The organism is Pseudomonas sp. NPDC087358 (assembly GCF_044900785.1).
GTDB lineage: Bacteria > Pseudomonadota > Gammaproteobacteria > Pseudomonadales > Pseudomonadaceae > Aquipseudomonas.
The window spans coordinates 1-16,958 of the sequence record NZ_JBJDOA010000003.1 but is presented as its reverse complement, the minus strand read 5'-3'; the positions used below and the strand labels follow the sequence as shown (position 1 = coordinate 16,958).

Here is a 16,958-nt window from a genome sequence, read left to right as displayed (position 1 = left end):
GTAGAATCAGGCGGCGCGGTGGGTCAGGCGTATAGCGTTTGCAGGGTTTGCTGGCGCTTCGCGCCAGATCGTCGGCAAGCCAGACTCCCACACCCTGCGGGCAGAAGCGGTCGGCACCTGTCGTCCTGCTGGCAAAAGCGGTCGGCACCTGTCGCCCTGGCTGGCAGAAGCGGTCGGCATTTGTCGCTCTCCAGGCAGAAGCAAATCGACATCAGCTCGTGCCTGGTTTGCGGGCCATCGCCGGGCGGCGGGTAGCCCCCTTACAACGGCCGATCAACCCCCACATCTCGCGAAGCATCGTGGACAGGGTCGGGGCGCGCCCCCTGAGGCTCGGTGCTGGCGTCGACGTCGACAACCGCCACCGGTCGCACGACGCCCTCCCCGGATGGCACGACCCGCTCCGGTGTATCGCTGGAAAGGTCCAACTCGCCTTCGCCAGTTTCTGCCTCAGGTTCGCTGGCGGTCTGCATCTGATCCTGCACAACCTGTTCATCGACACGAGGGTCAAGGGCCACCACCAATGGCGAGCTGGACATGCTGTCGGGCATGGCGATGTGATGCAGCGGTGCGTCATCGACCTGGTGCAGGTTGGTGACGGCCTTGGGCCGGATGCGCAACACAAGGATCAGTGCGGTGAAGCAGACAAAGGCGTAGAGCATGTTGCTGCCGAACTGCTTCATCAGCACCCCCGACACCAACGGCCCGATGCTGGCGCCAACGCCGTAGGTCATCAGCAGCATCGCTGTCAGCGAGACTCGCCGCTCGCCTTCGACGTGGTCGTTGCTGAACGCCACGGCCAGCGGATACAACGAGAACTGCAGCAGTGAGGCCACAAAACCCACGGCAAACAGCACTTCGGTCGGCAGGCTGGGGAAGATCGCCAGCGGCAATGCCGCCAGCACCAGCAGGCCGGCGACGCCACGGATCAGCCAGGCTCGGTCATAACGATCCGACAGTCGGCCCAGCGGCCCCTGCACCAGCAGTCCGGCGCCGATGCAGCACGCCATGAACATGCCCACATGCTCGGTCGACATGCCTTGCTGAGCGGCATACAGCGGCGCCAGGCCGTAAAACGAGCCGATGATCAGACCGGCGCTCAACACCGTGGTCAGCGACTGCGGCACGCGGCGCATGAAGAACAGTGGCTCAAGCGGCGCCGGGTGCATGGGTGCGGGGTGAATGCTGCGGGTCATCGCCACCGGCACCAGGCACAGGGCGAAGCACAGCGCGACCAGCATCAGCAATTCAAGCCCAAGCTGGGGATGAATCACCAGAATCAACTGACCCAGCACCAGCCCCATGTACGAGGCAATCATGTAGCCGCTGAACACCAGCCCGCGTTGCTTGGGCGATGCCTGCTCGTTGAGCCAGCTTTCGATGACCATGTACTGGCACATCATGCCCAGGCCTACGATCATCCGCAGGAAGATCCAGGCCGGCAGGTAGTTGATCAGTCCATGGCCCAACACCGCAGCGCCGACGATACCGGCGCAGGTGGCGTAGGCCCGGATGTGCCCGACCCGGCCGATCAACCGGTGGCCGATCTTGCCGCCCAGCGCCAGGCCGACATAGTTGGCGGCCATCAGCGCACCGACCCACAAGCCATCGACCTGATCGGCAGCCAGGCGCAAGGCAAGGTAAGTACTCAAAAGGCCCGAGCCGATCAACATCATCAGCGAGGCGAAATACAGCGCTCGAAAGGATTTCCAGATTTGGCGCATCGGCTTTCCAAAAACGCAAACCCGCCTGCGCGGAGGATTTGCGAACCACGGTTCTAGAGCCCGGAGAACAGGATGCGCAAGCACGTCACGAGCGCAGGTATCGGCGAACAGCAACGTCCAGTCGCCCTTGAAAAAGCGGTGTCCGCCTGTTCGATCCGCTGATACCCAGCTCAGTAGCGCTTACACATCCTGGGCCAACACGCGGCGCTCCCAGGGAGATATTTCGTTGAAGAAACTGGTCATTTCCAGGCTCTTCGACGCGATGTAGCCTTCGATGAATTCGGCACCAAACAGTTCCTTGGCCAACGGACTGCGTTTCAGACGTTCCAGGGCCGCATGCAGGGTACATGGCAATGACAGATTGTCCGGCACGCTAAATTCCCCTTGAATCGGCGGCGACGGCTGCAGCTGTTGCTCGATACCGTACAGCCCCGCGGCCAGACTGGCTGCAATGGCGAGGTAAGGGTTGGCGTCGGCCCCCGGCAGGCGGTTTTCGACACGCCTGGCCACCGGCGCACTGGCCGGGATACGCAAGCCTGCGGCGCGATTGTCATGCGACCAGCAGGCATTGTTCGGCGAGGCGAAAGGATGACACAAACGCTGGTAGGAATTGACGTTGGGGGCGAACAACGCGGTGAAGTCCGCCATTGCTGCCTGCTGACCGCCGATGAAGTGTTGGAAAGCCGCCGTCGGCTCGCCCTGGGCATCGCTGAAAATATTCTGCCCGGTGGCGCTGCTGACCACGCTCTGATGGATGTGCATGGAGCTGCCCGGCGTATGCGCCAGGGGTTTGGCCATGCACACCACGGTCAGGCCGTGCTTGAGCGCGACTTCCTTGAGCATGTGTTTGAACAGGAACGTCTGATCGGCGAGCAACAGTGGATCGCCATGCAGCAGATTGATCTCGAACTGGCTGACGCCCATTTCGTGCATGAACGTATCGCGTGGCAGCCCCAGCGCAGCCATGCATTTATAGACCTCGCTGAAGAACGGCCGCAGGCCGTTGTTGGAACTGACGCTAAAGGCCGATTGACCCTCTTCGCGGCGACCATCCAGACCCACCGGCGGCTTGAACGGCTGGGCCGGATCGCTGTTGGGCGCGAAGACGAAAAACTCAAGCTCGGTGGCCACCACCGGCGACCAGCCGTGGCGCGCATAGCGGGCGATGACCGACTTGAGCTGACCACGGGTCGACAACGGAGAAGGTTCGCCGTCCAGTTCATCGGCATCACAAATGGCCAATGCACGCGGCTCCTCGCTCCAGGGCAGGCGGTGGATCTGCCGTGGGTCGGCAATAAGCGCCAGGTCACCGTCATCACTGCCGTAGAACCTGGCCGGCGGATAGCCGCCCATGATGCATTGCAGCAGCACACCCCGCGCCAGCTGCAAGCGACGGCCTTCCAGGAAGCCCTCGGCGGTCATCACCTTGCCGCGCGGCACACCGTTGAGATCCGGGGTGACGCATTCGATTTCATCAATGCCCATCAATCGCTGCGCGAGTGAATTGTGGCCATCGCTGCTCATGACTCAAATCCTTTGTTGTGAGGCAGGCCGCCATGCGGCGAGGCGTACAAAATAAGCTCCAGCCGTTCGGAATATCAAGCGCATCTTTTTCAACGAAAAAGCAGGTTGGCCGATTTCTTGCTTTTTCGGGGTAATAACGCTGCAAACGCCATTTCGATGACAGTGGGTAATTCAACACAAGCGCGCTTGCGGCACGGGGGCTTTGATCGCCATGCCGGTATCGCGCAGGCCGGCTCCATCGACGGACGCCAGCCAAGCCGAAACTGCGTTGCCATGACCCGCTTTGATCACTTTCTTAAGGTAAATCCATGTACGCCCAGCCACTTTCGGATGAACTCACCGCCCATTGCATGCAAGCCATTGCCGGCGGAACAACGTCGATCATCGAAATAGCCAGCGGCACCCCTTCATTGGCAGGCAGCGTAAAGCAGGCGTTGTCCGGTATCCCCTACACCTGCGTGACCTCTGATCAGGCGCTCCATGCCCAGGCTCAGGCGCAGGGCGATCGGGTTGAACTGCTGGACGCCAATGAGCTGGGCGAATCGTTTTTTCTCGAGCATCGCGATCAGCAATGCTGGGTACTGGGCGAGTCCCTGACTCAGGTGGCTGATCCCTGGGCCTTGCTGCGCAACCTGGAAAAGCATCTTCGCGCCGACGGCAGCATCATCTTGTGCATGCCCAACGCACAGCACTGGTCGTTGCAGGTGAAGCTGGCCGCAGGCGCTTTTCATTATCAGGATGTCGGCCTGCTGCACCGCTCGCACCTGCGCTGGTTCACCCGCGAGACCCTGTTGCAATTGCTCGACGAAACCGGCTTTGAAATCGCCCTGGGCTTGCCGCTGATTTCCGCCAACCCGTTGAGCGAGACCTTCCTGCCGCTGATCGGGCAGATTGCCAAGGCAGCCCAGCTCGACGTGGAAATGGCCGTCACCGATGCGACCCCGACTCACTACGTCATTCGTGCGGTGCGCAAGCGCAAACCACTGGCCTTCGGCGAGCCTGGCCCGTTGCTGACCCATGAGGAGTTTCTCAGCGAAGACCGAGCCACCGCCAAGGACGACATGACCTGGGCGTTTCCGGTCTGCGCCTATGATCATTTGCTCAGCGGCAACGACCGCGCGGTCTTCGAAGCGGTGCGCTACCGCGCGGACATTCGCAAGGTGGTGCTGACCCGATCCAAGGCGTTCGAGCTTGAGGGCGAGAATGTCGTCGTCCTGCCCCTGGCCAGCCGGGCCGGACAGCAGGCAGTGATGAGCGCAGGCTACATCTTCGTCAAGCACGCCGCCGCGGTGAACGTGCCTTACCCGCTCGATGCCACCGCGCACCGCATCATCAACCTGTGGCATGGCATTCCACTCAAGCGCATCGGTATCACCTCCCTGGACAATGCGCCGCTCAAGGACAATCTTCTGCGCGAGCATGCCAGGCATCATGCGGTGATTGCCTCCTCGCGGATGGACCAGCTGGCGATGACGGCGGCCTTCCAGCCGCTGCCGATGGACAAGATCTGGATCACCGGCCTGCCACGCAACGACGTCGTCCTTTGCGACGAACAGCGCCTGCCCGATGATTTTGCCGAACAACTGGGCAAGCTGCGCTTTGAGCTAAACGGCCGCCGGCTGGTGCTGTTCGCCCCGACTTTCCGCAACCATCAGGCCGCGGCGTATTACCGCTTCAGCCCGCAACAGCGTGAAAGCATCGCCGCTTGCCTGGAACGCCACAACGCGGTCATGGGGATTCGCGAGCACATGGCCGATCGGGCGCAAAGCTACAGCGCCGCACTCATGGCAGGACAAGGGCCCTTCATCAGCCTGGACCGACAAGCCTTTGCCGAGATTGAAGTGCTTTACCGCGAAGCCGATGCCCTGATCACCGACTATTCCAGCTGCTTCATTGACTTCATGCTGACCGGCCGGCCGCAGATCAGCTTCGCCTATGACCGGGCGATGTACGCCGGGCAAGAGCGAGGCATGTTCTACAACCTCGAAGACGTCTTCCCGGGGCCGGTGTGCGAGGACTTTGACGCGCTGCTCAACGCGCTGGAAAGAACCCTTGCCGGCGAGCAGACCGAGCATCCTCTGGTCTATGCGCAAAAACGACGGATGTTTTTCGAGTTCCTTGACGATGGCAATACCCATCGCCTTGTGGAACGTGTGTTGTCGGAGGCTCGCCCATGAAAACCGTTCTGACCTATGGCACGTTCGATGTGCTGCACGCCGGCCACGTACGTCTGCTGGCCAGGGCCAAAGCCCTGGGCGACCGGCTGATCGTTGGCCTGTCGACGGATGCGTTCAACGCGCTCAAGCACAAAAGCTCGCTGCTGGATTTCGACAACCGGCGAATCGTGCTTGAGTCAGTGCGCTACGTAGACCTGGTGTTTGCGGAGGGCAACTGGGATCAGAAACTCGAGGACGTGCGCCAGTACGGGGTCGACGTGTTCGTGATGGGTGATGACTGGGAGGGCAAGTTCGACTTTCTCAAGCCCGAATGCGAGGTGGTTTATCTGCCGCGCACCGAACGGATTTCATCCACCTTGATTCGCCAGGAGCTGCACCAGCTCGAAGCCCGGGAAGGCTAAGCCAGCTCGGCGATGCAGTCATGCTACTTGCCTTGAGCCGCTCGACGCTCAAGGTTTTTTCTACAGAAGTGGATACCCAGATGGACTCTCAACGACTTGCCAGTGTCGTCATTGCTGTTGGCCGCACGGATTTTTTCGAAGCCGCCCTGCGCAGCGTGATAAAGCAAACCTACGATGCGATTGAAATCGTGATCTGCGATGACACCAGCGACGGTTTGGCAGAGACCGTGACCGACCTTTATCGGGCGTCCTGTCGCTGGCCGATCCGCTACCTGCGCAATGAGCAGCCTGAAGGTATCCCTGCATGCCTGCTTCGCGGTGTCCGGGAAGCGAACGGTGAGTACGTCAAGTTTCTGGCCGGCGATGCCGTTCTGGAGCCGGCGTGCATCACGCAAATGGTCCAGGCGCTGCAAGCCTGCCCCGAGGCTCGACTGGTCTCGGCGCATCGCAAGTGGATCGATGCCAACGACGTGCCACTGGCCGACAACCTGACCACACGCTTTCGCGTCGCCCAGCCGACGGTGCTCCGGGGCGCGGACGTGGTTGGCGTATTGGGCGAGTTCACCTGCAATTTCATTGGCGAATTCAGCAGCGTGCTGTGCCGTCGCGTCGACCTTCTGGCGCTGGGCGACGGGCTGTTCTCGCTCAACGGTGAAGCCTTGGAGGCGCTCGCCGAGCTGGCGCTGTTCGCCAACCTGCTGCACGACGCCGAGCTGGTGCTGCTACCCGCATCATTGACCGCAACCCGCATCGCGCCGCGGCACCTGACCGAGCAAGGTCCGCAGACCGCCGGCGCAGACTGCGAGTCGGTATACCGCTTTCATCGACTGATTCGCGAGGCCGGCTGGGCCAGCACGTCCTTGGCCAACGGCTGGGTGGGGATGCGCGCGCTGTCGGCTGTCCAGGCGTTTACCGAGATCAATCTGCTCGCGCAGCTGTGCGCCCCGCTGCCACAGCGATTGAACCCGGAACAGGTCCAGGCCTGGCTCGGCCATCGCATTGCCGATGCCCAACAGCAGGATCAGATTGACCAGCGCCTGACTCAGTCGGGCGTGCCCTCCCTGCTGATCGTGATCAAGGACACCCTCCAGGACGCCGCTTCAGTTCAACGCACCCTGGCCAGCATCGACACTCGCGGCCCGCTCGGCGAGGCGCTGCAGGTGGTGGTTGTGTCCAAGGCAGGCGAACTGCCGGGCAGTGCCTTGGGCTCGCGTCTGCATCAGTTGGTGACAGATGAAACCAACACGGCCAAAGTCCTCAACCAGATCATCGAACAGCAGCGTTTCGAGTGGCTGATGGTCATCGAGGCGGGCAGCCAATTCACCCCGTTCGGCCTCACTGCCTGCGCCCTCAGACTCCTGGAAAATTGCGACACTCAGGCGGCCTTTGCCGATGAGATGTATCGCAACCCCAGAGGCGGGCTGAGTTCGGCCATGCGTGCGGACTTCAATCTGGACTATCTGCTGAGCTATCCGCTGGTCAATGCGGGTCATTGGCTGTTCCGCCGAGAGCTGCTGGTGAACGCCGGCGGCTTCGATCCGCAATTCAGTGAGGCCGCTGAGTTTGATTTGATCCTGCGTCTGATCGAAGGCGATCGCGCTACCGCGTTCACCCACATCAGCGAACCGCTGCTGATTTGCGACCTGCCGCTGGCCACGCACAACCAGCACGAGATAGACACGCTGGAGCGCCACCTGAAAGTGCGCGGTTATCCGCGCGCCAAGGTGCTGCACACCCTGTCCCGACGCTATCACGTGCTTTACGGGCACACCGATGAGCCATTGGTTTCGATCATCGTGCCGACCAAGGATCAGTTGCCGTTTTTGCAGCGCTGCGTGGAAACCTTGCTGCACAAGACCCGCTATCCCCACTATGAACTGCTGATAGTCGACAACAACAGCGAGACCCCCGAAGCCCTCGAATGGCTGGCGGGCATCGAAGCCATGGGCTCGGAACAGGTGCGGGTACTGCGCTACCCGCATCCGTTCAACTATTCCAGAATCAACAACGTCGCGGCGGCACAGGCCAAGGGCGAATACCTGGTGTTGCTCAACAACGACACGGCAATCGTTCACGAGCACTGGCTGGATGAACTGCTCAACCACGCCTTGCGCCCCGAAGTCGGCGTGGTCGGGGCCAAACTCCTGTACCCCAACGGTCGCCTGCAACATGCCGGTGTGCGCCTGGCAATGGACGGTCCTGCCGGTCACCAGCATCTGGGAGAGCCGCAATACATCCAGGGCTACATGCAGCGCGTACAGGTCGATCAGGACCTGAGCGCCGTCACCGCCGCCTGCCTGATGGTGCGACGCTCGATTTATGAAGAAGTCGGCGGCCTGGACGAAGAGGCGTTCGTGGTTTCCTACAACGACGTCGACTTGTGCCTGAAGGTCGGTGCCAGCGGTTATCTCAACGTATGGACGCCCCATTCGGTGCTGATCCATGAGGGCAGTGTCAGCCAGACCCACGTCGACACCGCTACGCAACAGGCCAAACGCAAGCGTTTCGTCGGCGAGCAGATGGCGATGTATCGCAAGTGGTTGCCGACGCTGGTGACGGACAGCGCCTTCAATAGCAACCTGTCCTTCGACCTGGCTTCTGTCGAGCTGGAGCTCAACATGCAGCTGACCTGGCGCCCGGTGCCCTGGCAGAGCAGCCCGGTGGTGCTGGCCTATCCAGCTGGCCCCTGGGCATCGCCAGTCGATCGGGTGATCGCGCCCTTCCAGGCACTGGAACAGCGCCGGACTATCGACGGGATGCTTTGCAGCCCGCTCTCGATCGTGCAAGAGGCCAGGTTCAACCCGGATGTGATGATCTTCCAGGCCCGGCTCGACCTCGATCACGTAGACACCCTGGCCCGTGCCCGGTTGTTGCCGGGGGTGTTCGTGGTGCTGGATCTGAACGATCTTCAGCTTGGCGAGACCGATCCCGGCGATGATGATTTCGCGTTCAGCGCCGAGCGTCTTGATCTCCTGCAAAAAAGCCTGCAACAGGTTGATCGGGTCATCGCCTCGACTCAAGTGCTGGCGGATATCGCCGGGGAATTCCATTCCGACGTGCGCCTGGTGCCATCGCTGCTGGCGCCGCAGACATGGGGCAACCTGTCATCGCGCAGGGGCCAGGGCAACAAGCCGCGGGTCGGTCTGGTCAGCGATAACTGGCAGATCCAGGACCTGCAGCTGATCATCCCCGTCGTTCAGGCCCTGGCTGAGGAAGTGGAATGGATCGTGATGGGCGATCGACACGGCCTGCTCAGCGCCTACAGCCATGAATCCCATGCACTGCCCAGCGCCGAGCATTACCCCACGGCGGTGGCGGCGCTTGATCTGGACCTGGCGCTGTTACCCGCTGCCGACAATCTCTTCGGCATCTGCAGGAACAATCTTGCGGTCTTGCAACTGGGCAGCTGCGGCGTGCCGCTGGTGTGCAGCGATATTCGGGCGTACCAGGGTGATCTGCCGGTCACCCATGTGCCCAATACGTTATCGGCCTGGCTCATGGTCATTCGCGCGCACACCGATGATCTGCCGAGCGCGGCGCTGCTGGGTGACGAACTGCGCACGCAGGTCCTGCGTCAGGGGATGCTCGACGATGCGGCGGCGGCGCGCTGGCAACAGGCGTGGTTGCCCTGAGGCGCATGCAGGGGCTGATCGTCGCCTGACATCGGCCTCTGATCAGCCCTCCGGTTCACGCTTGAGCGACTGAATGCCGGGTGCGATACCCGCCCGGACTTTCCCCCGTCCACTTCTTGAACGCCCGGTGAAACGCACTGGGCTCTTGAAAGCCAACCAGTGACGCAATCTCCACCACGCTCATGTCGGTCTCGCGCAGCTTCTGCTGGGCGATGCCACGCCGTACATCGTCCTTGATGCCCTGAAAGGCGCAGCCTTCGCGTTCCAGCCGGCGGCGCAAGGTAGTGGGGCTCAGCTTGAGCTCCAGGGCCATTTCCAACAGCGTCGGCCAGTGCCCGTAATGGCTGCTACGCAAGCGTTGGTACACCTGCGCCACCAGACCGCGCTGGTTGCGGAAGCGAATCACCAGCCATTGCGGCGCAGTGCGCAGGAAGGACTTGAGCGAGGGCAACGACTGCACCACCGGCAGCCGCAGGTAGTGGCTGGAAAATTCGATTTCGGTGCGTTGCTCGCCAAAGCTCAGGTTGAAACCCCACAGCAGTGAGTCATCACTGAGCCGCTCACGGTCGTGCCGAAACTGCGCGCGATCGATGCTGATGCGTCGTCCGCCCAGCCAGCACAGCAGGCTGATCATCAGCAAGAGAAAGGTCTCCTCACCGAAACGCTGCTTGGTCGGGTCGCCGGCGTGGTTATCCACGGCGATGATTGCGCGGGGGCCTCGCACGCTCAGGCTGCCGCGAAAGTCGCGCAAAAACAGGCCGAAATTGGCCAGACACTGGCGCAGGGCCTTTTCCAGGTTGGGCTCCTGGATCAACCCGCGGCAGATCAGCGCGAAGCTGCCCGGCGGCATGCCGTGGGAGTCCAGGTCAAAGAATTCGTCGTCCAGCTCCTTGATCTGAATCAGCCACAACGCGGCGAACGCACTAGCGGACACCCTGGCCTGGGGGTCGCCAAGCAGCGCCATGTCGATGCCGGCAGCTTCCAGCACCGATTGCAGGCGTAACGGCTGGTCACGCAGCGCATGCACCACCAGCTGAACGAAGTAGATCGCTACTGAATCCTTTTCCCGCATGAGCCGCCTTTCCTTCTCTCGATGTGCACTCAACCGATGCCACGGCGCTGATGGTAAAGAACGCCAGTCGATCTGGACAGTTTTGGCATAGGCCCGTCCCTAACGCCGATCTAGACTTGCCCGCAACCGGCACTTGGCCGAATGCCGCTCGTCGGTGCCACTCACAACACATTCAACAGGTTCAAGGAGTCGACATGAGCAATTCCGACGTTTTCGTCGTCAGTGCACTGCGTACCGCCATCGGTGGATTCGGCGGTTCGCTCAAAGACGTCTCGCCTATCGAACTGGGCACCCAGGTCAGTCGCGCCGCGTTGGCCAAATCCGGGCTGGCTGCCGAGCATATCGGCCATGTGGTCATGGGTCATGTCATCCCGACCGAGGTCCGTGATGCCTACCTGTCGCGGGTGATCGCCCTGGAAGCCGGGTTGACCAAGGAAACCCCGGCCATGAACGTCAACCGCCTGTGCGGTTCGGGTCTGCAGGCCATCGTCTCGGCCGCTCAATCGCTGATGCTCGGCGACACCGGCGCGGTACTGGCCGGCGGCACCGAGTCCATGAGCCGCGGCGCCTACATCATGCCTCAGGCGCGCTGGGGTGCGCGCATGGGTAATGTGCAGGCGTACGACTACATGCTCGGCGCGTTGCACGATCCGTTCGCCAACATCCACATGGGCATCACCGCCGAGAACATTGCCGAGAACTACGGCATCACCCGCGCCGATCAGGACGCCCTGGCCCTGACCAGCCAGCAGCGTGCAGCCCATGCAATCGCGCAGGGCCGTTTCGACAGCCAGATCGTGCCCGTTGAAATTGCGACCCGCAAAGGCACTATCACCTTTGCCCAGGATGAGCACGTGCGTGGCGACGTCACCGCCGAGCAACTGGAAAAAATGAAAACCGTGTTCAAGAAGGACGGCACGGTCACGGCAGGTAATGCCTCGGGCCTGAACGACGGTGCCGCGGCGTTGGTGATGGCCAACGGCGACATGGTTCGCCAGCACGGCCTCAAACCGATGGCGCGTCTGGTGGCCTACGCCCACGCCGGTGTCGAGCCATCGATGATGGGCCTGGGTCCGATCCCGGCCAGTCGCAAGGTGCTTGAGCGCGCCGGCCTGAGCGTCGCCGACCTGGACGTCATCGAGTCCAACGAAGCCTTCGCCGCGCAGGCCTGCGCCGTGGCTCGCGAACTGGATTTCGACCCGCAAAAGGTCAACCCCAACGGTTCGGGTATTTCCCTGGGCCATCCGGTGGGTGCAACGGGCGCGATCATCGCCACCAAAGCCATTCATGAGCTGCATCGCATTGGCGGTCGCTACGCGCTGGTGACCATGTGCATCGGCGGCGGCCAGGGCATCGCCGTCATCTTCGAACGCGTCTGAGCGAGGAGCCATCAATGAGCATGCAACACATTGCCGTGATCGGCGCAGGCACCATGGGCAACGGTATCGCTCAAGTCTGCGCCATCGCCGGCTTCGACGTGACGTTGCTGGATATCTCGGAGGTTGCGCTTGAACGTGGCCTGGCCGCGATGCGCAAGAACGTGGAGCGGCAGGTCAACAAACAGACGCTGACGGTCGAGCTTGCCGAGGAGGCGCTGGGGCGGGTTCGGTGCACAACCGACTATGCGCAACTCAGTGACGCGCAGGTGGTGATCGAAGCGGCCACCGAGAACCTGGAACTCAAGCTGCGCCTGCTGCGACAGATCGCCGGCCATGTGGGTGCGGACTGCGTCATTGCGTCGAACACTTCATCGCTGTCGATCACCCAGCTGGCGGCCAGTGTCGACAGTCCGCAGCGCTTCATCGGTCTGCATTTCTTCAATCCGGTGCCGATGATGGGGCTCATTGAAGTCATTCGCGGCCTGCAGACCGCCGATGAGACCCACGTCGTGGCGATCAAGCTGGCCGAACGTCTGAACAAGACCGCCATTACCGCTGGCAACCGTCCGGGGTTCGTGGTCAACCGCATTCTGGTGCCGATGATCAACGAAGCGATCCTGGTTCTGCAGGAAGGCCTAGCCACCGCGCAGGATATCGACGACGGCATGCGCCTGGGCTGCAACCAGCCGATCGGCCCGCTGGCGCTGGCCGACCTGATCGGTCTGGATACGCTGCTGGCCATCGTCGAAGCGTTTCACGAGGGCTTTAACGACAGCAAATACCGCCCTGCTCCACTGCTCAAGGAAATGGTCGCGGCCGGGTATCTGGGACGCAAGAGTGGGCGCGGGTTCTTTACCTACAACTGAGTGACGCGCTGATGGCTTGCCGACGCTGGCGGTCATCTCACGTGGCGGTCACCTTGACCCCTGGCCTTTAGCAGTCCGGCTCGCCAGCGGTAGCGATTACGAGGACGCCACCGTCGGCAAATGGAACGCCGCCCGACCGTACGGCTACAGGATCGCCATACGCCGGGGATTTTCGACCTGGATCAAAAAAACCGCAGCCCGTTACCAGGCTGCGGTTTTCTTGTTTCAAGCGTCAATCAATGGGAGAACAGTGAATTGCCCACTTTGCCGGCCATTTTCTCCGGTTTGATCAGGAACCGGGCCAGCGCTGGCAGCAGCCACAAGGCGCCGAACATGTTCCACAGGAGCATGAAGGTCAGCATCAGGCCCATGTCGGCCTGAAACTTGATCGCCGAGAAGATCCAGGTGCACACGCCGATCGCCAGGCACAAGCCGGTGAACAGCACCGCCTTACCGGTGGACTTCAGGGTCTGGTAATAGGCCTCTTGCAGTGGCAGGCCGGCACGCAGGAAGCTTTCCAGGCGACTGTAGATGTAAATGCCATAGTCGACACCGATGCCCACACCAAGCGCTACCACCGGCAAGGTGGCGACCTTGACGCCGATGCCCATGAACGCCATCAGCGCGTTGCCCAATACCGACGTCAGTACCAGAGGCAGCACGATGCACAATGTCGCCGCCCAGGAGCGGAAGGTGATCATGCACATCACGGCCACGCAGATGTAGACCAGAATCAGAATGGTCAACTCGGCCTGTTTGATCACTTCGTTGGTCGCCGCCTCAATCCCGGCATTGCCCGCCGCCAACAGAAACTCCAGCCCTTCCTTGTTGTTGGCCTTGGCAAAGTCCTGTACCGCCTGCACGGCACGGTCCAGTGTTTCCGCCTTGTGGTCGTTGAGGAAGATCAGCAGCGGTGCCAGCGAACAGGTGTTGTTGTAGAGGCCATCGGCGCGGGAAATCGAGCTGTTGAGCACATCCTTGTTGCGCGACAACGACTCCCATTTCAGGTTGCCCTCGTTCATGCCCTTGATCATCTGCTTGGACACGGTCACGAGGGAGATCGCCGATTGCACGCCGGGCGTATTCTCCATCTTCCACGACAACTCATTGATCGCCGACAGCGTCTGATAGGCCGAGCAGCCTTCGGCCGGGGTCTTGACCATCACGACCAGTACATCCGAGCTGGTCGAGTAGTTGCTGATGATGAAGTTATTGTCCTGGTTGTAGCGCGACTCCGGGCGCAACTCCGGGGCACCCTGGTCAAGATCGCCGATCTTCAGGTTATGCCCGTACCAGAGGCCACCCACCAAGGCGACCAAGGCGAGGGCAACGGAAACCCGCGCGACCTTGGGCGCAGCAAAATTGGACAACAGGCGCCAGAACGGATGTTCGCGCACCGCGTCCTCTTTACTGCGCACGACGGCCCTTTTGCTGATTCCGACGTAGGAAATTGCAACCGGCAGCAGGATCAGGTTAGTGAAAACGATCACCGCAACCCCGATCGATGCGCCGATCGCCAACTCACGAATCACGCCGATGTCGATGATCAACAGGGTAATGAAACCGACGGCGTCGGCCAGAATCGCGATCATGCCCGGCAAGAACAGCTGGCGGAATGTGCGTCGGGCTGCGGTCAGGGCGTTTTCAGCGTCGCTGGATTGCAGGGCGATACCGTTGATCTTCTGCACACCGTGGGAAATGCCGATGGCAAAGATCAGGAACGGCACCAGCATCGAGTAAGGATCCAGACCGAAGCCCACCACGTGCATCAGACCCAGTTGCCAGATCACTGCAATCAACGTGGTGCTCAACACCGCAACGGTGCTGCGCGCGCAACGGGTGAACCACATCAACAGCACCAGGGTGATCAGAAACGCTACACCGAAGAACATCACCACCATGATCAGGCCGTCGATCAGATCCCCGACCTTCTTGGCAAAGCCGACAATGTGGATATCGACGTTGGGGTTCTGGGCTTCGTACTTGTCGCGGATCTTTTCTTCAAGCTGATGAGAGAACTGGCGGTAATCCAGCGGCAGCAATTTGCCCTGGTCATTGGGGTCCGGGTAAAACTCCTGCAATGGCACGTCAATGATGCTGGACTTGAAGTCGTTGGCCACCAGGCGCCCGACCTGGCCGGACTTGAGTACGTTGTTGCGCAAGCTGTCGAGGCTTTGCTGGGAGCCGTCATAACTCTGGGGGATGACCTCGCCGCCGGCAAACCCCTCCTCGGTCACCTCGGTCCAGCGCACACTCGGGCTCCACAACGACTTGAGCCCTGAGCGATCGACACCGGAGATGTAAAACACCTCGTCGTTGATCTGCCGCAGGGTCTCCATATAGTCCTTGGAGAAGATGTCGCCCTTCCTGGCTTCCACCGAGATGCGGACGGTGTTGCCCAGGTTCGCCAGGTCGTTGCGGTGCTCCATCATGTTCTGGACGAAGGGATGACCCAGCGGAATCATTTTCTCAAAACTGGTGGAGGGGCGTACCAGTGTCGCCTGCCAGAACAGGACGATGCTGACCAGCAGGCAAATGCCGATCACCACCGGCCGATTGTTGAAGATCAACCGTTCCAGGCGTGTCGGTTTGTCGTGATGGTGTTGAAGATTTGTCATGCGAAAGCGTCCTCGCCGTCGGTTCTTATTGTTGAGCGACATCGGCGCCCGTTGACGAGGTGAGGTGCACACCGCCCTGTCCTACCAGAATCAAATCGCCCTTGTCGTCTTCGGCCACGCCTGCCAGCGACAGTCGGTCGGGGCGGTTTGACACGGTAAAGCTCTCGCCGTCGTCGGTACTGCGCATGACACTGCCGCCGTTGCCTACTAGCACAATGGATCTGTCCGGCAGCAGGGAAGCGTTGGCGATACTGAACTCCAGAGGACCGCGCTCACCCTGCAGTGCAATCGGCTCCCAGTTGCTGCCAAAGTCGGTTGAGCGGAACAGGTTGCCGCGCAGCCCGTACGCCAGGAGCGTGTTGGCCTGGGAGGTGCCGAGTGCACCGAACAGCGAACCCTGGTAGGGGCCTTCGAGTTTTTCCCAGGTCTGCCCGTCATCGGCGGAGCGAAACATACTGCCCATCTCACCGACGACAAACAGGCCCGCATCTTTGACATAGGCAATGCCGTTGAGGTGGTATTGATCTTCGTTGTCCAGGCGCGCGCCGATGTCTTCCCAGTGCTGTCCACCATCAGTGGTCTGCAACACCGCACCATAGGCACCTACGGCAATACCGGTGGACAGATCTTTGAACCAGACATCCAGCAGTGGCGCCTCGCGCTTGAGGTCTTCGAACTGCTTGCTCCAGGTCGCACCGCCGTCGCCGCTGGCGAGGATCTGTGCGTCGTGACCGACTGCCCAGCCATGCTGTTCATCGACGAAGTAAACAGCGGTGAGCAGTTGACGGGTCGGTACCTTGGCCTGGACCCAGGTCTTGCCCTGATCGTCGGAATAGAGGATGTGTCCGCGGTCGCCGACCACGACCACGCGTTTGCCTGCGTGCGTCACGTCCAGCAGCAGACTACGGGAAGCTTTCGCGGATTCGAGAGCGAAGACTGCTGCGTCTCCGGCGTTGGCGGGTGTATCGGCTGGGGAGCTTTGGGCCGCCAGTGCAGTACTGCACAGGGTGAAGGATATGAGTAACGACAATACCGCGTTCAGAGGCTTGCCCATCTGGGCCGTCCTGGAACCGTCGTGGCCCTGAATGACTGCCGACCGAGTGCGCCGAATGACTGGCTCACGCATGAAGCTTCCCCTTCCTTTATTTTTATTAGGTGCTCCTGAGAAGCTGAACAGCTCCCGCAAGCGCTCTAGCCTGCGTGCCGTGCCTTCCCGAAGCGAACCCATCCTATCCAGCTTTGGAAACGTATGACAATCGACATGACGTTATCTTTTGTTAAGCAACGCCCAGCTGATTGGAGCGTTATCACTGGCGCTGATGAGCCACTGGAGACGGGCGAACAAGCTGTCGGGCGACATACAACGACAAGGCCATTCTGGCTTGAATCTGGAGGGTATAAGCGTTAATGGCGCGAGCAGGTTTTCCGCGCGCAAAAACAAAACCCCATCTGCGTAAGCAGATGGGGTTTCGTAATTTAATCTTGACGATGACCTACTCTCACATGGGGAAACCCCACACTACCATCGGCGATGCATCGTTTCACTGCTGAGTTCGGGATGGGATCAG

Annotated in this window: 10 protein-coding genes and 1 rRNA gene; 5 read left to right on the top strand and 6 right to left on the bottom strand. The window is 61.1% G+C overall.

Going from position 1 to position 16,958, the window contains the following annotated elements:
* Nucleotides 1-260: 260 nt before the first annotated feature.
* Together ACI2KS_RS06945 and ACI2KS_RS06940 are read right to left on the bottom strand one after the other, a co-directional pair.
* Nucleotides 261-1,721, bottom strand: coding sequence for an MFS transporter (locus ACI2KS_RS06945; RefSeq protein ID WP_404618507.1), 1,461 nt, complete (start codon nt 1,719-1,721; stop codon nt 261-263).
* A gap of 180 nt (nt 1,722-1,901) precedes the next feature.
* Nucleotides 1,902-3,143 carry a glutamine synthetase family protein gene (locus ACI2KS_RS06940; protein WP_404619463.1) on the bottom strand — a complete coding sequence of 414 codons (1,242 nt, stop codon included), beginning with the start codon at nt 3,141-3,143 and terminating at the stop codon, nt 1,902-1,904.
* Between the two features lie 410 nt (nt 3,144-3,553).
* Between ACI2KS_RS06940 and ACI2KS_RS06935 the strand changes: the two genes are divergently transcribed.
* The 3 genes from ACI2KS_RS06935 to ACI2KS_RS06925 are packed head-to-tail and all read left to right on the top strand — an operon-like array spanning nt 3,554 to nt 9,455.
* The gene (locus tag ACI2KS_RS06935) at nt 3,554-5,422 is read left to right on the top strand and encodes a CDP-glycerol glycerophosphotransferase family protein (RefSeq protein WP_404618506.1); all 1,869 of its coding nucleotides are present in this window, start codon (nt 3,554-3,556) and stop codon (nt 5,420-5,422) included.
* Entirely contained in the window at nt 5,419-5,823 is a 405-nt protein-coding gene (gene tagD / locus ACI2KS_RS06930) for a glycerol-3-phosphate cytidylyltransferase (RefSeq protein WP_404618505.1), read from the top strand. The genes ACI2KS_RS06935 and tagD overlap by 4 nt, the downstream gene beginning before the upstream one ends.
* A 20-nt stretch (nt 5,824-5,843) precedes the next feature.
* Nucleotides 5,844-9,455, top strand: coding sequence for a glycosyltransferase (locus ACI2KS_RS06925; RefSeq protein WP_404618504.1), 3,612 nt, complete (start codon nt 5,844-5,846; stop codon nt 9,453-9,455).
* A gap of 55 nt (nt 9,456-9,510) precedes the next feature.
* On the opposite strand, the gene ACI2KS_RS06920 is transcribed toward ACI2KS_RS06925, so the two are convergent.
* Nucleotides 9,511-10,527, bottom strand: a complete 1,017-nt coding sequence (locus ACI2KS_RS06920) for an AraC family transcriptional regulator ligand-binding domain-containing protein (protein ID WP_404618503.1) — start codon at nt 10,525-10,527, stop codon at nt 9,511-9,513.
* Nucleotides 10,528-10,721: 194 nt separating this feature from the next.
* Between ACI2KS_RS06920 and ACI2KS_RS06915 the strand changes: the two genes are divergently transcribed.
* Both ACI2KS_RS06915 and ACI2KS_RS06910 read left to right on the top strand, forming a co-directional pair.
* Complete coding sequence (locus ACI2KS_RS06915; protein ID WP_404618502.1) at nt 10,722-11,906, top strand: acetyl-CoA C-acyltransferase family protein; 1,185 nt, start codon at nt 10,722-10,724, stop codon at nt 11,904-11,906.
* A 14-nt stretch (nt 11,907-11,920) separates the two neighbouring features.
* The gene (locus tag ACI2KS_RS06910) at nt 11,921-12,772 is read left to right on the top strand and encodes a 3-hydroxybutyryl-CoA dehydrogenase (protein ID WP_404618500.1); all 852 of its coding nucleotides are present in this window, start codon (nt 11,921-11,923) and stop codon (nt 12,770-12,772) included.
* Nucleotides 12,773-13,008: 236 nt separating this feature from the next.
* Here ACI2KS_RS06910 and ACI2KS_RS06905 read toward each other — a convergent pair whose 3' ends face one another.
* The 3 genes from ACI2KS_RS06905 to rrf form a co-directional block, all read right to left on the bottom strand.
* Complete coding sequence (locus ACI2KS_RS06905) at nt 13,009-15,390, bottom strand: RND family transporter (protein WP_404618499.1); 2,382 nt, start codon at nt 15,388-15,390, stop codon at nt 13,009-13,011.
* 25 nt (nt 15,391-15,415) lie between these two features.
* Nucleotides 15,416-16,444 carry a WD40/YVTN/BNR-like repeat-containing protein gene (locus ACI2KS_RS06900; RefSeq protein ID WP_404618498.1) on the bottom strand — a complete coding sequence of 343 codons (1,029 nt, stop codon included), beginning with the start codon at nt 16,442-16,444 and terminating at the stop codon, nt 15,416-15,418.
* Nucleotides 16,445-16,870: 426 nt separating this feature from the next.
* Nucleotides 16,871-16,958 (bottom strand): 5S ribosomal RNA (rrf, locus tag ACI2KS_RS06895); the annotation flags it as partial.

Excerpts from the sequence above, each read along its gene's own strand:
- ACI2KS_RS06925 (WP_404618504.1), top strand. The coding sequence starts at position 5,844 with ATGCTACTTGCCTTGAGCCGCTCGACGCTCAAGGTTTTTTCTACAGAA.
- ACI2KS_RS06910 (WP_404618500.1), top strand. The coding sequence starts at position 11,921 with ATGAGCATGCAACACATTGCCGTGATCGGCGCAGGCACCATGGGCAAC.
- tagD (WP_404618505.1), top strand. The coding sequence starts at position 5,419 with ATGAAAACCGTTCTGACCTATGGCACGTTCGATGTGCTGCACGCCGGC.
- ACI2KS_RS06905 (WP_404618499.1), bottom strand. The coding sequence starts at position 15,390 with ATGACAAATCTTCAACACCATCACGACAAACCGACACGCCTGGAACGG.
- ACI2KS_RS06945 (WP_404618507.1), bottom strand. The coding sequence starts at position 1,721 with ATGCGCCAAATCTGGAAATCCTTTCGAGCGCTGTATTTCGCCTCGCTG.
- ACI2KS_RS06935 (WP_404618506.1), top strand. The coding sequence starts at position 3,554 with ATGTACGCCCAGCCACTTTCGGATGAACTCACCGCCCATTGCATGCAA.
- ACI2KS_RS06940 (WP_404619463.1), bottom strand. The coding sequence starts at position 3,143 with ATGACCGCCGAGGGCTTCCTGGAAGGCCGTCGCTTGCAGCTGGCGCGG.
- ACI2KS_RS06915 (WP_404618502.1), top strand. The coding sequence starts at position 10,722 with ATGAGCAATTCCGACGTTTTCGTCGTCAGTGCACTGCGTACCGCCATC.
- ACI2KS_RS06900 (WP_404618498.1), bottom strand. The coding sequence starts at position 16,444 with ATGGGCAAGCCTCTGAACGCGGTATTGTCGTTACTCATATCCTTCACC.
- ACI2KS_RS06920 (WP_404618503.1), bottom strand. The coding sequence starts at position 10,527 with ATGCGGGAAAAGGATTCAGTAGCGATCTACTTCGTTCAGCTGGTGGTG.